We start from the raw sequence: 14,395 nt of genomic DNA, 5'->3' as shown, positions 1-14,395 counted from the left end.
ATTGTCATACATGACGGAGGAGGGTTGCTCCTTGTTGGACGTGAACAACTTCGAGTATATGAAGATAGGTCTGGCTTCGCCGGATAAAATTCGCTCGTGGTCCCGCGGAGAAGTTAAAAAACCGGAGACGATCAACTATAGGACCTTAAAACCGGAGAAGGAAGGACTCTTCTGCGAGAAAATTTTTGGACCTACAAAAGACTGGGAATGTCATTGCGGTAAATACAAACGTGTACGCTATAAAGGCGTCGTTTGTGATCGCTGTGGCGTTGAAGTAACTCGCGCTAAAGTTCGCCGCGAACGTATGGGTCACATCGAGCTAGCAGCTCCAGTTTCTCATATTTGGTACTTCAAAGGGATTCCAAGCCGTATGGGCCTTGCACTTGATATGTCGCCTCGTTCGCTTGAGGAGATCATTTATTTTGCATCCTATGTCGTAACGGATCCAGGTGATACCCCACTTGAGAAGAAACAACTTCTATCGGAGAAAGAATACCGCAGCTACCGTGAGAAATACGGGTATGGATTCCATGCTGGTATGGGTGCCGAAGCTGTTAAAAAACTTTTGCAAGATATCGACGTTGACAAAGAATTGGAGCAATTGAAAGAAGAACTGCGTACTGCTCAAGGACAACGACGCAATCGTGCGATCAAACGTCTTGAAGTGGTAGAAGCATTCCGCAATTCCGGCAACGAACCGGAATGGATGATTCTAGACGTGCTTCCTGTCATCCCTCCTGAGCTTCGTCCGATGGTACAGCTTGATGGCGGTCGTTTTGCGACTTCTGACCTCAATGATTTGTATCGTCGTGTTATTAACCGTAACAACCGTCTGAAGCGTTTGCTTGATCTGGGCGCTCCTGATATTATCGTGCAAAATGAAAAACGGATGCTGCAAGAAGCGGTTGACGCATTGATCGATAACGGTCGTCGCGGTCGTCCTGTTACAGGTCCGGGTAACCGTCCGCTTAAATCCCTCAGCCATATGCTGAAAGGTAAGCAAGGACGTTTCCGTCAGAACTTGCTCGGTAAACGGGTTGACTACTCTGGTCGTTCGGTTATCGTAGTAGGTCCAAACCTCAAAATGTTCCAGTGCGGTCTTCCTAAGGAAATGGCACTAGAATTGTTCAAGCCTTTCGTTATGAAAGAGCTTGTTAATAAAGGCCTAGCGCATAACATTAAGAGTGCGAAGCGCAAGGTTGAACGCGTAAGCCCTGAGGTATGGGATGTTCTTGAGGAAGTAATCAAGGAGCACCCAGTATTGCTTAACCGTGCCCCGACGCTTCACAGATTAGGTATTCAAGCATTTGAGCCTATCTTGGTTGAAGGTCGCGCAATTAAGCTTCACCCACTCGTATGTACAGCTTACAACGCTGACTTCGACGGTGACCAAATGGCCGTTCACGTTCCATTGTCTGCTGAAGCACAAGCGGAAGCACGTTTGCTAATGCTTGCATCAGGCAATATCCTTAACCCGAAAGACGGCAAACCGGTCGTTACTCCTTCACAGGATATGGTACTAGGAAGCTTCTACTTGACGATGGATAACAAAGAGGCTAAAGGCAGTGGTTCCGTATTTGGTACCATTAATGAAGCAATCTCTGCTTACCAACGTGGTATTGTTTCCTTGCATGCGCGGATTTTCATTCCAGTTCGTGTGTTGAAAAAAGTTAATTTCACCGAGCAACAGCAAAATTCGCTTCTCGTTACGACAGTTGGTAAAGTTATCTTCAATGAAATTTTCCCTGAAGATTTCCCTTACATCAACGAAGCAACAAAAACGAACCTATTGCACGGTACACCAGATAAATATTTCGTTTACGAAAAAGGCGCAGATCTTCCTAAATTCTTGGATGCAATCGAAACGCCTGGTGCGGTAGGTAAAGACTATCTTGCATTAGTTATTGCAGAATGTTTCCGCCAATACCACACTACGCTTACTGCGATGCTTCTTGACCGCATTAAGCAGCTTGGTTTCACTTACTCGACTAAGGCTGGTATTACGATCGGCGTAGCTGACGTTATCATTCCGAAAGAGAAAGACGAAATCATGAAGCGCTCCGATGAGAAGGTTGCTACCGTTATGAATCAATACCGTCGTGGTTTGATTACAAACGAAGAGCGTTATGACCGGATCATTACAATTTGGGGTAAATGTAAAGACGAGATCACCGAAGTTCTTATGAAATCGATGGATCGTTACAACAACATCATGCTCATGGTGGACTCCAAAGCACGGGGTAACAAATCTCAAATTACACAGCTTGGCGGTATGCGTGGTTTGATGGCCAATCCATCCGGTCGTATCATCGAGTTGCCAATTAAATCGAACTTCCGCGAGGGTCTTACAGTACTCGAGTACTTTATTTCTACTCACGGAGCGCGGAAAGGTCTTGCCGATACTGCCCTTCGTACTGCCGATTCCGGTTACTTGACTCGTCGACTTGTTGACGTTGCACAAGACGTAATCGTACGTGAAGAAGATTGCGGTACCGATAAAGGCTTCTCTGTAAGCAAAATTCAAGACGGTAAAGAGGTTATTGAAGATCTTTATGACCGTATTGAAGGCCGCTATGCGTTTGAAACGGTTCGTAATCCAAAAACAGGCGAGATTATTGTTAACCGCAGTGAGTTGATTGACTCGAACAAAGCGGATGCAATTATCGACGCTGGCGTTGAAAAGCTGCAAATTCGTTCCGTACTAAGCTGCCGTGCTCGTCATGGCGTATGTAAGATCTGTTACGGACGTAACCTTGCAACTGGTAAACACGTTGAGATTGGGGAAGCGGTAGGTATTATCGCAGCTCAATCCATCGGTGAGCCAGGAACACAGCTCACAATGCGTACGTTCCATACGGGCGGCGTTGCGGGAGACGATATCACACAAGGTTTGCCGCGTATCCAAGAGTTGTTTGAGGCGCGTAATCCGAAAGGTCAAGCGATTATTTCTGAGCTTGACGGTGTGGTTAAAGAAATCCGTGAAGCGAAGGACCGTCGTGAAATCGAGGTTCAAGGTGAAGCGGAATCGAAAGTGTATGCTGTTACCTATGGTTCGCGTATCCGCGTAACGCAAGGTCAACAAATCGAAGCCGGTGATGAGCTGACTGACGGTTCAATTGACCCTAAAGATATGCTGCGTATCAAAGGTATCCGTGGCGTTCAAAACTACATTTTGCAAGAAGTACAGCGCGTTTACCGAAATCAAGGGGTAGAAATCAATGACAAGCACGTTGAGGTCATGATTAAACAAATGCTCCGTAAAATTCGTATCGTAGATGCAGGCGGCACAACGTTGCTTCCTGGTGCGTTCGTTGATATTCATGAATATGAAGCTCAAAACCGCACTGCGATTTTCGCAGATCTCGAACCAGCTGTTGCAAAACCAGTTTTGCTCGGTATTACGAAGGCATCGCTTGAGACAGATTCGTTCTTGTCAGCAGCTTCCTTCCAAGAAACAACTCGTGTATTGACTGATGCAGCTATTAAAGGCAAAGTTGACCAGTTGCTTGGACTCAAGGAAAATGTTATTATCGGTAAGTTGATTCCAGCAGGTACTGGAATGGCCCGTTATCGTAACATTCGTTTTGCTGGACTTGAAGATGAAACAACTACTGCAGTTGAAGGCGAACTAGAAACAGAAGCTGTAACAGTCGACTAGTCGGCTTGAACAGATCATGTTCTTAAAACCGGATACTAACTAATATCGAAGGAGCGTCACATCTTCCGTTTCCTTGGAAGCGGAAGATGACCGCTCTTTTATATGTTTACAGTATGAACTTCATTTACAAAAAGTTTACAAGTGATTATCCTAGAAGGTTCTTGACACAAGCACATAGTAGGTGATACTATATCGAAGTGTGCCTAATTGTGTGTTCGCTGAATGGAAGAATTGAAGGTGATTATCATGCAATTCAAAGTCGGCGCGAAGCAAACGACGAAGATGCTCGAGCAACAAAGAGCCATTAAAGTCTATATCGCACGAGATGCAGATCCGCAGATGAAAGAGAAGATTGTTCATCTATGTGAGCGGGCGGGAGTTCCAATGAAATGGATCGACACGATGGTAGAGCTTGGGGAAACCTGCGGCATCGATGTCGGGGCCGCGATGGCAGCGCTCGTAACCGAAGAAGAATAACGCAATAGCCGTTTTTGTTAGTTGATTATTTAGCGATGATTAGCTGGCGAGAACTTTTGTTTGTTCTTTTATGATCCGCCTGGATCTGTGGGCTTAATTTTAGGTAAAATGTCTACCATACATGCGTAAACGGCTATTGACGACTTTTGGTGGGAAGAGCCCGCTTACGCGAAAAAGAATATAAGTTGATTTATAAACAACTTCTTTATAAATGCTTATATTTTCAAAAGACATGAATATAGGGAAGGGGGTGGCAACATGCCAACTATTAACCAGCTAGTCCGTAAAGGACGCCAAGCGAAAGTCGTTAAATCGAAATCGCCGGCATTGCAAAAAGGTTTCAATGCATTGAAACGTGAAGCTACAAACATCAGCGCTCCTCAAAAACGCGGTGTGTGCACTCGTGTAGGTACAATGACTCCAAGGAAACCGAACTCCGCACTTCGTAAATATGCTCGTGTTCGTTTAACGAACCGCTTAGAAGTTACGGCTTACATTCCAGGTATCGGACACAACTTGCAAGAGCACAGCGTTGTTTTGATCCGTGGTGGTAAAGTAAAAGACTTAGCAGGAGTACGTTATCACATCGTTCGCGGTGCACTTGATACTGCAGGTGTAAACAACCGTATGCAAGCTCGTTCGAAATACGGTACGAAACGTCCGAAAGTTAAAAAATCATAATCATAACCTTAACAGGTTATTGAAATGCTAGAAATAGCAACTATTAGAAGAAAGGGGGACTTTCTCATGCCACGCAAAGGTCCTGTAACGAAACGCGATGTGCTTCCAGATCCGCTATATAATAGCAAACTGGTAACGCGCCTAATCAACCGCATTATGCTTGACGGTAAAAGAGGCGTTGCACAAACACTATTGTATGATGCTTTCAAACTGATTCAAGAACGCACGGGTAAAGATCCGATGGAAGTGTTCGAAGCTGCTTTGAAAAATATTATGCCTGTACTTGAGGTTAAAGCACGCCGTGTCGGCGGTGCAAACTATCAAGTGCCGATCGAAGTTAAACCAGAGCGCCGTACGGCACTTGGTCTCCGTTGGCTCGTGAACTACTCACGTAACCGCGGTGAGAAAACGATGGAAGAGCGTTTAGCTGCTGAAATCACAGATGCTTCCAATAACACTGGCGCAGCTGTTAAAAAGCGCGAAGATACTCACAAAATGGCTGAAGCGAACAAAGCGTTTGCTCACTACCGCTGGTAGAATTTTTACATTCGAGAGGAGACAATTTTATGTCAAGAGAGTTCTCCTTGAAAAATACGCGTAACATCGGGATTATGGCGCATATTGATGCCGGTAAAACCACAACTACTGAACGGATCTTGTTCTTCACGGGCCGTACTCACAAAATCGGAGAGGTGCACGAAGGTGCAGCTACGATGGACTGGATGGAACAAGAACAAGAGCGCGGTATTACAATTACGTCTGCCGCGACAACTGCTCAATGGCATGGACACCGCATTAATATTATCGACACCCCGGGACACGTTGACTTCACTGTTGAAGTTGAACGTTCCCTACGCGTATTGGACGGGGCCGTTGGGGTTTTCAGTGCAAAAGAAGGCGTTGAGCCACAGTCTGAAACCGTATGGCGTCAGGCTGACCGTTACAACGTACCTCGGATTGCCTACGTAAACAAGATGGATATCATTGGTGCAGATTACCTAAACGTAATCAAAGACATGCGTGAGCGTCTTGGTGCCAATGCCGTAGCAATTCAAATTCCAATCGGCGCGGAAAGCGACTTTAAAGGTATTATCGATATCGTTGAACGTGTAGCTTATATCTACAAAGACGATACTGGTAAAGACCCTGAAAAAGTTGAAGTTCCAGCTGAGTATGTAGAGCAAGTAGATGCACTACGTACGGAATTGATTGAGAAAGTAGCAGAATTGGATGAAGAATTAACGATGAAATATTTGGAAGGTGAAGAAATCACTATTCCAGAAATTAAAGCAGCACTCCGTAAAGGTGTTTGCGAAGTTAAAATCTTCCCAGTTGTAGCTGGCTCCTCATACCGTAACAAAGGTGTTCAACCGATGTTGGATGCTGTTGTGGATTACCTACCTTCACCTCTTGATGTACCAGCTATCAAAGGTACTCTTGAAGACGGTGAAGAAGGAGAACGTCCATCTTCAGACACAGAGCCTTTCGCGGCTTTGGCATTCAAAATCATGACTGACCCTTATGTTGGTAGACTTACTTTCTTCCGTGTGTATTCTGGTGTACTAAAATCCGGTTCGTATGTCCTTAACTCAACTAAAGGCAAACGTGAACGTATTGGACGTATTCTTCAAATGCACGCAAACAGCCGTCAAGAGATCACGGAAGTTTATTCCGGCGATATCGCTGCAGCTGTAGGTTTGAAAGATACTACTACTGGTGATACACTTTGTGATGAGAAGCACATCATCGTTCTTGAATCGATGAACTTCCCTGAGCCGGTTATCTCGGTTGCTATCGAACCAAAAACGAAAGCTGACCAAGACAAACTAGGTATCGCTATTTCCAAGCTTGCTGAAGAAGATCCTACTTTCCGTGCACATACGGATGAAGAAACAAACCAAACAATTATCTCTGGTATGGGTGAGCTTCACCTTGAGATCCTTGTTGACCGTATGTTCCGCGAATTCAAAGTTGAGACAAACGTTGGTAAACCACAAGTTGCTTACCGTGAAACGTTCCGTCAAGCTGCGAAGGTTGAAGGTAAGTTCGTTCGTCAGTCCGGTGGTAAAGGTCAATTCGGTCATTGTTGGGTTGAGTTTTCACCACTTGAGCCTGGTACAGGCTTCATATTCGAAAACAAAACAGTTGGTGGATCAATTCCTCGTGAATTTATCGCTCCAATCCAAGCTGGTATCGAAGAGTCAATGAAGAACGGTGTTGTAGCCGGCTTCCCGCTCGTTGATGTTAAAGCTGTTGTTGTTGACGGATCTTACCATGATGTTGACTCCTCGGAGATGGCGTTTAAAATTGCAGGTTCGATGGCGCTTAAAGCTGCCAAAGAAAAATGTAAGCCAGTTCTTCTTGAGCCAATCATGAAAGTTGAAGTTACTGTTCCAGAAGAGTACATGGGCGATGTTATGGGTATGCTTAACTCCCGTCGTGGTCGTATCGAAGGTATGGATACTCGTGCAGGTGCACAAATTATCCGCTCCAAGGTACCTCTCTCCGAGATGTTTGGTTATTCCACTACACTACGTTCCGGTACACAAGGACGCGGCGTATTCTCCATGGAGCTTTCTCACTATGAAGAAGTTCCTAAATCAATCGCTGATGAAATTATTGCTAAAAACAAAGGCGAGTAATCGTTTTTGGATTAGCGCTCAACAAATTGCTTTTGCCGTCATTTTGGTTTGCTTGCGAGCCAAATGTCGGCCACACATAAAAAATATGATGTTAAATTGAGGAGGCTCAAGTTCAATGGCTAAGGCAAAATTTGAACGTAACAAACCGCACGTTAATATCGGTACTATCGGTCACGTCGATCACGGTAAAACGACTTTGACTGCAGCTATCACAACTGTACTTTCCAAAAAATACGGCGGTGCAGCAATCGCATTCGACCAAATCGATAAAGCTCCAGAAGAGCGCGAGCGTGGTATCACGATCTCGACAGCTCACGTTGAGTATGAGACGCCTGCTCGTCACTACGCACACGTTGACTGCCCAGGTCACGCCGACTATGTAAAAAACATGATCACTGGTGCTGCTCAAATGGACGGAGCTATTCTTGTAGTTTCCGCTACTGACGGTCCTATGCCACAAACTCGTGAGCACATCTTGCTTTCGAAACAAGTAGGCGTACCTTACATCGTTGTATTCTTGAACAAATGCGACATGGTTGAAGACGAAGAGCTTCTTGAGCTAGTTGAAATGGAAGTTCGTGACCTTCTTTCTGAGTATGAGTTCCCAGGCGACGACACTCCAATCATCCGTGGTGCAGCTCGTGAAGCACTTGCTAACCCAGATGGTCCTTGGGCTGAAAAAATCATCGAGCTTTTCGAGCAAGTGGATACTTATATCCCTACTCCTGAGCGCGATACTGCTAAGCCTTTCCTTATGCCTGTCGAGGACGTATTCACAATCACTGGCCGTGGTACTGTTGCTACAGGTCGTGTTGAGCGTGGCGTTATCAAAGTTGGCGACGAGATCGAAATTATCGGTCTTGCTGAAGAATCCCGTAAGTCCGTAGTAACAGGCGTTGAAATGTTCCGTAAATTGCTTGACTCCGCTCAAGCTGGTGACAACGTAGGTGCTTTGCTTCGTGGTGTAGACCGCAGCAACATCGAGCGTGGTCAAGTTTTGGCTAAACCGGGTTCGGTTAAACCACACACTAACTTCACTGCTCAAATCTACGTTCTAACTAAAGAAGAGGGTGGCCGTCACAAGCCTTTCTTCACTGGTTACCGTCCACAGTTCTACTTCCGTACAACTGACGTAACGGGTATCATCAACTTGCCAGAAGGTACTGAAATGGTTATGCCTGGCGACAACATCACTGTAACGGTTGAGCTTATCGCTCCAATCGCTGTTGAAGAGGGAACTCGTTTCTCTATTCGTGAAGGCGGCCGTACTGTAGGCGCTGGCGCTGTAGCTTCTATCCAAAAATAATTCATTGCGGCTTAGCCGCTATGAATGACAAAAGCCCTCACTTCGGTGAGGGCTTTTTATTTTTCTATGTAAAACGGTCAATAGGGCTTCTTACTTAATTTTACAAATAACTATTCATTGACTGTATGCCTTAAGCCCATTTAATATTAAGGAATAGTAGGTAGAGCTTGTCCTTCACTCATTAATTGTAGTCATTACGCACAGACATAGGCTTTAATGATAGAAAGCGATAATGCTTTGCTGTACATTTTTTTTTGCAAACGGCTTCATTACAAGAGAATTGATATGATGAGAGGGGTTTGAAGAATGAACAGAAAATTTTTACTTAGTTTAGTATTAGCTTCAGTTATGGTAGTAACAGCAGCATGTGGTGCAAACTCAGGTAAAGCAGGCACAGAGAACGATGGAAATAAATCGGGTTCAGGCAACAGTGAGAAACAGTATACGATCGCGATCTCACAAATTGTTGAGCACCCATCATTGGATGCAACGCGCGAAGGCTTTATTGCAGCACTAAAGGATGGTGGATTTGAAGAAGGCAAAAATCTTAAAATCGACTTCAATAATGCACAAGGTGAGCAAGCGAATATTGCTACAATTGCACAAAAGATTAAATCAAGTAAAAGTGACCTTGCATTAGGAATTGCAACTCCGACTGCACAAAGCTTGGTTGATGAAGTCAAGGATATCCCTGTATTATTCGCTGCAGTTACAGATCCGATTGATGCAGGAATCGTTACACAATTGAAAGCTCCAGGAGGAAATGTTACTGGCGCTTCTGATACGAATCCAGATGCAATTAAACAAACGATGGATTTTATCGCTGCTCAATTTCCTAATGTAAAAAATGTGGGCCTTGTTATTAATGAAGGAGAACCTAATGCGGTTGTAATGGGTGACATTGCTGAAAAGGCACTAGCTGAACATGGCATTAAGCTCGTTAAAGCTTCAGTAGCGAACTCTTCAGATGTGAAACAAGCGGCAGAATCACTAGTTGGTCGTGTAGAAGCAATCTACATCACTTTGGATAATATGGTTGTAAGCGGCGTTGATGCTATTATTGAAGTGGCTAATAAAAATGATATTCCATTCTTTTCTGCTGACCGTGATACGGTAGAAAAAGGTGCTTTTGCAGCAGTAGGCTTCAAATATTACGATCATGGTTATGAAGTTGGCCAAATGGCAGTTGAGATTTTGAAAAATGGTAAAAAACCAGCAGACATGGATGTTACAGTGCCACAGAAGCTTGACTTCATTTTCAACTTGAAAGCAGCAGCTGAGCAAGGCATTACCGTTACTGACGAGATGAAAGCATTCGTTAAAGATCAAGCAAACAACATTATCGAGTAAATTAAAATTCATTTGCTAAAAATAACAGGCTCATAAGTTCAAAAGGGGTGACCGGGCTACTCGTTCACCCCCTTGTTATGAAAAAGGAGGTATGTCATATGCTCGTATCAATGCAGGGAGCTTTAGAGAGTGGATTATTGTATGCGCTTATGGCACTTGGAGTATATATAACGTTTCGAATTCTTGATTTTCCGGATTTGACGGTAGATGGCAGCTTTACGACAGGCGCAGCTATCGGTACGGTTATGACGGTAAATGGAACAGCGCCATGGATTGCGGTATTATGTGCATTTGCAGGTGGGGCTATAGCGGGTACATGTACTGGCTTACTGCATACAAAGGGTAAAATAAACGGACTATTGTCAGGCATTATTATGATGATAGCACTGTATTCAATCAATTTAAGAATTTTGGGAAAACCAAACGTTTCCTTAAGGGGACAGGAAAATCTATTTAGTAATGTATCCACATTAGTTGTTATGATCATTTTTGTCGTTGTGGTTAAGTTGGTTCTCGATCTATTTTTCCGTACGGATCTCGGATTGAGTCTTCGTGCAACTGGGGATAACTCTCGCATGATTCGCAGCTTTGGCGCAAATACAGATGTTACGACGATTTTTGGCGTGGCTTTGTCGAATTCACTAGTTGCGACCTCAGGTGCATTAGTCGCACATTACAATAAATATGCGGATAATAGCATGGGTATTGGTATGATCGTTATTGGTCTTGCATCCGTTATTATTGGTGAAGCGATATTCGGATCCCGTACAATCTTTAGAGCAACGTTGGCTGTTATACTTGGTTCGATTATTTATCGAATTATTTATGCGTTTGCACTGCGTGTTGAATGGTTGGATGCTTCTGATATGAAGCTTATTACAGCAGTAATCATCATTTTTGCATTGATCATACCTACGATAAGAAGAACATTGAAGCAAAAGAATGTAGCTAAAAGACGAACGGCAGAAATGCTGGCATCCTTGGATAATATTCAGCCTGGAGGTGGACGCTAATGTTGGAGATCGCTAAAGTGTCCAAGCTGTTTAATCCTGGTACCGTTGATGAGAAGACAGCGCTCGTTGGTGCCAATCTTATTATGAAGCCAGGCGATTTTATTACGGTTATCGGTAGTAACGGAGCAGGCAAATCTACATTAATGAACATTATATCCGGCGTGATGAAGCCGGACGCGGGCGAAGTGCGAATTGACGGCAACAATATAAGTCATCTATCGGAATATGAGCGCAGCCGCTGGATTGGCCGAGTATTTCAGGATCCGATGGCAGGAACAGCGCCACGCATGTCCATTGAAGAAAATTTGGCGATAGCGTATGCTCGTGGAAAGTCACGTGGTTTTTCCTTTGGCGTAACACGCGCAAAACGTGCCATTTTTAAGAAAGAGCTGCAGCGCCTCGGTATAGGTCTCGAAAATCGACTTGGGGCAAAGGTGGGTTTATTGTCAGGTGGAGAACGCCAAGCGTTAAGCCTATTGATGGCTACCTTTACAAGACCGCAAATCTTATTGCTTGATGAACATACGGCAGCGCTTGATCCTTCAAGAGCGGAGCTCATTACGACTTTAACGGAAAACCTAGTTCGCGAGATGAATTTGACTACGCTTATGGTTACTCATAATATGGAGCAGGCCATACGTCTAGGCAATCGACTTATTATGATGGACAAAGGCCGGATTATACTTGATGTACCAGAAGAACGCAAAAAGGATCTTACCGTACAACAACTGCTAGGCGAGTTTGAGTTGATAAGCGGAAAGAAACTTGCGGATGATCGTATCGTACTTGGTTAGCACGTTATAACTCTGAATATGAAGTGTTGGATGGAGAGTGTGCAGCTCTGTTAGAAAAGTCATAGCTGCCTGCACCTTCTAAACAAGTAGAATCAGAGCCTGCGGATACTTCACTTCAACTCTGTTATTATAGAAGGAAAGCACGCAGCGACATGTGGTCGCTGCGTGTTTTTTATGTAAATGTGAAGGTTGGCGTTATTTGGTGGTGTATTTTCATCCGGATGATGTATATAATCATATAGCGCCCATTAAGTCCGTTATTATAATGATAGTGTTCTAAATACTTGTAATAAGGGACATAATGGGCGAATGTAGGGATGGCTTACAAGACATTATTGTTAATCTTTCTGCAGTTGTATGACGGTAAAAAGAAAGAAGAAACTTTATGTTGCATTTGCCTATTAGATTCGGTATAATATTGACTGTTGGTCTGACGTTGCGATGATGTGAGAGGTTGCCGACACACCCGGCCCCTTTGCCATGGGGCATGTGCAGGGTTTTCTCACGGAGTATGTCCGATAATAAATTGGGCGAAAGAAGGAGGGACTTATATGGCAAAGCAAAAGATTCGTATCCGCTTGAAAGCATACGATCACAGGATTCTTGATCAATCCGCAGAGAAAATCGTTGAAACTGCAAAACGTTCCGGTGCAGGCGTATCCGGGCCGATTCCGTTGCCAACGGAAAAGCAAATCATCACCATTCTCCGTGCGGTACACAAGTACAAGGATTCTAGGGAGCAATTCGAACAACGCACTCATAAGCGTTTGATCGACATTGTAAACCCAACGCCGCAAACGGTTGATGCGTTGATGCGCCTGGATTTACCATCCGGTGTAGATATCGAAATCAAACTGTAATATCAGCATATGCGATTATAGAAAGGAAATGAGGTGTCAACATGAAAGGTATCTTAGGAAAAAAACTTGGTATGACTCAAGTGTTTACTGCTGAAGGTAATGTCGTTCCTGTAACGGTTATCGAAGCTGGACCTTGCGTAGTACTTCAAAAGAAAGACCAAGAAAACGATGGCTACGAAGCAGTTCAATTCGGTTTCTCCGATAAGAAGGAGAGCAGATCGAACAAGCCAGAAGCTGGTCACGCTAAAAAAGCTAACACAACACCTAAGCGCTACGTTCGTGAAATTCGCGGAATTAATCTAGGTGATTATGAAGTTGGCCAAGAAGTTAAAGCTGACCTATTCACAGAAGGCGAATTCGTTGACGTAACAGGTATTTCAAAAGGTAAAGGCTTTGCCGGCGTTATCAAACGTTGGGGACAAAGCACGGGTCCTATGTCTCACGGTTCCCGTTACCACCGTGGACCAGGTTCGATGGGTTCTATCCAAGCGAACCGTGTACCGAAAGGCAAACGCCTTCCAGGACATATGGGTCACGAAACAATTACGATTCAAAAACTTGAAGTTATCCGTGTAGATGTAGAACGTAACGTTCTTCTAATAAAAGGTTCGATTCCGGGCCCGAAAAACGGATTCGTAAAAGTTAAGCAAACTGTTAAGAAATAATTGATCTTAAAGAAAGGAGGAACAGGAAATGCCAAAAGTAACAGTATATAACGTGAGTGGCGCGCAAGTGGGCGAACTTGAACTGGCTGAAACGGTTTTCGGAATTCAACCAAATGTTCACGTTTTGCACAGTGCTGTTGTTAATCAACAAGCATCTGAACGCTTCGGCAATCACAAAACTAAAGGACGCTCCGAAGTACGTGGTGGCGGTCGTAAACCTTGGAAACAAAAAGGTACTGGCCGTGCTCGTCAAGGTAGTATTCGCTCCCCGCAATGGGTTGGCGGCGGTGTGGTTTTCGGACCGACTCCACGCTCTTATGGCTTCAAACTTCCTAAGAAAGTTCGTCGTCTAGCGATTAAATCAGCATTGTCTTCGAAAGTGATTGCAAACGAGATTATCGTTTTGGATCAACTGACATTTGCAGCTCCTAAGACGAAAGAATTCGCAGCAATTCTAAGCAACCTTAAAGTTGGCCGCAAAGCTCTTGTAGTAACGGCTAATTATGAAGATAACGTAGCATTGTCTGCTCGTAACATCCCAGGTGTGAAGTTCGTTGCAGCTGACGGCATCAATGTTCTGGATGTTTTGGTGCATGACAACCTTATCATCACTAAAGAAGCAGTAGAGAAAGTACAGGAGGTGCTTGCGTAATGAAAAATCCACGCGATATTATCAAGCGCCCGGTTATCACGGAACGTACGAGCGATTACATGGTTGATAAAAAGTATGTTTTCGAAGTTGATCTTCGTTCAAACAAAACTGAAATCAAACTTGCGATTGAATCAATCTTTAAAGTAAAAGTAACCGGCGTTAACACAATGCGTGTTGCGGGTAAACCGAAACGTTATGGTAAACATAGCGGATACAGACCGGATTGGAAAAAAGCCATCGTTCAATTGAGCGCTGATAGCAAAGAACTTGAATTCTTTGAAACGTCTGTTTAGAAAA

Annotated in this window: 13 protein-coding genes; all 13 read left to right on the top strand. The window is 44.1% G+C overall.

What is annotated here, in order from left to right; all coding sequences use genetic code 11:
* The first annotated feature begins 31 nt into the window (after positions 1–31).
* The 13 genes from rpoC (at position 32) to rplW (ending at position 14,391) form a co-directional block, all read left to right on the top strand.
* Positions 32–3,658 (top strand): DNA-directed RNA polymerase subunit beta', encoded by a 3,627-nt coding sequence (gene rpoC / locus AC0VYE_RS31380; RefSeq protein ID WP_076271436.1) that lies wholly within the window; start codon positions 32–34, stop codon positions 3,656–3,658.
* 246 nt (positions 3,659–3,904) lie between these two features.
* Positions 3,905–4,135: a ribosomal L7Ae/L30e/S12e/Gadd45 family protein gene (locus AC0VYE_RS31375; protein ID WP_441885613.1), complete on the top strand. Its 231-nt coding sequence runs from the start codon at positions 3,905–3,907 to the stop codon at positions 4,133–4,135.
* 258 nt (positions 4,136–4,393) lie between these two features.
* Complete coding sequence (rpsL, locus tag AC0VYE_RS31370; RefSeq protein ID WP_054025332.1) at positions 4,394–4,816, top strand: 30S ribosomal protein S12; 423 nt, start codon at positions 4,394–4,396, stop codon at positions 4,814–4,816.
* A gap of 66 nt (positions 4,817–4,882) precedes the next feature.
* Positions 4,883–5,353, top strand: a complete 471-nt coding sequence (gene rpsG, locus AC0VYE_RS31365; RefSeq protein ID WP_028609662.1) for a 30S ribosomal protein S7 — start codon at positions 4,883–4,885, stop codon at positions 5,351–5,353.
* A gap of 29 nt (positions 5,354–5,382) precedes the next feature.
* Positions 5,383–7,458: an elongation factor G gene (gene fusA, locus AC0VYE_RS31360; protein ID WP_076271434.1), complete on the top strand. Its 2,076-nt coding sequence runs from the start codon at positions 5,383–5,385 to the stop codon at positions 7,456–7,458.
* A gap of 115 nt (positions 7,459–7,573) precedes the next feature.
* Positions 7,574–8,764, top strand: a complete 1,191-nt coding sequence (gene tuf, locus AC0VYE_RS31355) for an elongation factor Tu (RefSeq protein ID WP_076271433.1) — start codon at positions 7,574–7,576, stop codon at positions 8,762–8,764.
* A gap of 306 nt (positions 8,765–9,070) precedes the next feature.
* Positions 9,071–10,114 (top strand): ABC transporter substrate-binding protein, encoded by a 1,044-nt coding sequence (locus AC0VYE_RS31350; protein ID WP_475444683.1) that lies wholly within the window; start codon positions 9,071–9,073, stop codon positions 10,112–10,114.
* Positions 10,115–10,212: 98 nt separating this feature from the next.
* The gene (locus tag AC0VYE_RS31345) at positions 10,213–11,127 is read left to right on the top strand and encodes an ABC transporter permease (RefSeq protein ID WP_076271431.1); all 915 of its coding nucleotides are present in this window, start codon (positions 10,213–10,215) and stop codon (positions 11,125–11,127) included.
* Positions 11,127–11,921 carry an ABC transporter ATP-binding protein gene (locus tag AC0VYE_RS31340; protein ID WP_076271430.1) on the top strand — a complete coding sequence of 265 codons (795 nt, stop codon included), beginning with the start codon at positions 11,127–11,129 and terminating at the stop codon, positions 11,919–11,921. Before AC0VYE_RS31345 ends, AC0VYE_RS31340 begins: the two co-directional genes overlap by 1 nt.
* Before the next feature lie 551 nt (positions 11,922–12,472).
* The gene (gene rpsJ / locus AC0VYE_RS31335) at positions 12,473–12,781 is read left to right on the top strand and encodes a 30S ribosomal protein S10 (protein WP_017692074.1); all 309 of its coding nucleotides are present in this window, start codon (positions 12,473–12,475) and stop codon (positions 12,779–12,781) included.
* A gap of 41 nt (positions 12,782–12,822) precedes the next feature.
* Positions 12,823–13,446 carry a 50S ribosomal protein L3 gene (rplC, locus tag AC0VYE_RS31330; protein ID WP_076271429.1) on the top strand — a complete coding sequence of 208 codons (624 nt, stop codon included), beginning with the start codon at positions 12,823–12,825 and terminating at the stop codon, positions 13,444–13,446.
* A gap of 28 nt (positions 13,447–13,474) precedes the next feature.
* Complete coding sequence (rplD, locus tag AC0VYE_RS31325; protein ID WP_053373899.1) at positions 13,475–14,098, top strand: 50S ribosomal protein L4; 624 nt, start codon at positions 13,475–13,477, stop codon at positions 14,096–14,098.
* Complete coding sequence (gene rplW / locus AC0VYE_RS31320; protein ID WP_054025324.1) at positions 14,098–14,391, top strand: 50S ribosomal protein L23; 294 nt, start codon at positions 14,098–14,100, stop codon at positions 14,389–14,391. Before rplD ends, rplW begins: the two co-directional genes overlap by 1 nt.
* The last annotated feature ends 4 nt before the right edge of the window (positions 14,392–14,395 follow it).

The organism is Pristimantibacillus sp. Z349TD_6 (genome assembly GCF_056173205.1).
The sequence above is the reverse complement of the archived record's forward strand: the minus strand, read 5'-3'. Positions and strand labels throughout refer to the sequence as shown.

What these genes read in the sequence shown, in the direction of transcription:
- rplW (WP_054025324.1), top strand. Translation starts at nt 14,098, where the DNA reads ATGAAAAATCCACGCGATATTATCAAGCGCCCGGTTATCACGGAACGT.
- AC0VYE_RS31345 (WP_076271431.1), top strand. Translation starts at nt 10,213, where the DNA reads ATGCTCGTATCAATGCAGGGAGCTTTAGAGAGTGGATTATTGTATGCG.
- rpsL (WP_054025332.1), top strand. Translation starts at nt 4,394, where the DNA reads ATGCCAACTATTAACCAGCTAGTCCGTAAAGGACGCCAAGCGAAAGTC.
- tuf (WP_076271433.1), top strand. Translation starts at nt 7,574, where the DNA reads ATGGCTAAGGCAAAATTTGAACGTAACAAACCGCACGTTAATATCGGT.
- rplD (WP_053373899.1), top strand. Translation starts at nt 13,475, where the DNA reads ATGCCAAAAGTAACAGTATATAACGTGAGTGGCGCGCAAGTGGGCGAA.
- rpsG (WP_028609662.1), top strand. Translation starts at nt 4,883, where the DNA reads ATGCCACGCAAAGGTCCTGTAACGAAACGCGATGTGCTTCCAGATCCG.
- fusA (WP_076271434.1), top strand. Translation starts at nt 5,383, where the DNA reads ATGTCAAGAGAGTTCTCCTTGAAAAATACGCGTAACATCGGGATTATG.
- AC0VYE_RS31350 (WP_475444683.1), top strand. Translation starts at nt 9,071, where the DNA reads ATGAACAGAAAATTTTTACTTAGTTTAGTATTAGCTTCAGTTATGGTA.
- AC0VYE_RS31340 (WP_076271430.1), top strand. Translation starts at nt 11,127, where the DNA reads ATGTTGGAGATCGCTAAAGTGTCCAAGCTGTTTAATCCTGGTACCGTT.
- rplC (WP_076271429.1), top strand. Translation starts at nt 12,823, where the DNA reads ATGAAAGGTATCTTAGGAAAAAAACTTGGTATGACTCAAGTGTTTACT.
- rpsJ (WP_017692074.1), top strand. Translation starts at nt 12,473, where the DNA reads ATGGCAAAGCAAAAGATTCGTATCCGCTTGAAAGCATACGATCACAGG.
- AC0VYE_RS31375 (WP_441885613.1), top strand. Translation starts at nt 3,905, where the DNA reads ATGCAATTCAAAGTCGGCGCGAAGCAAACGACGAAGATGCTCGAGCAA.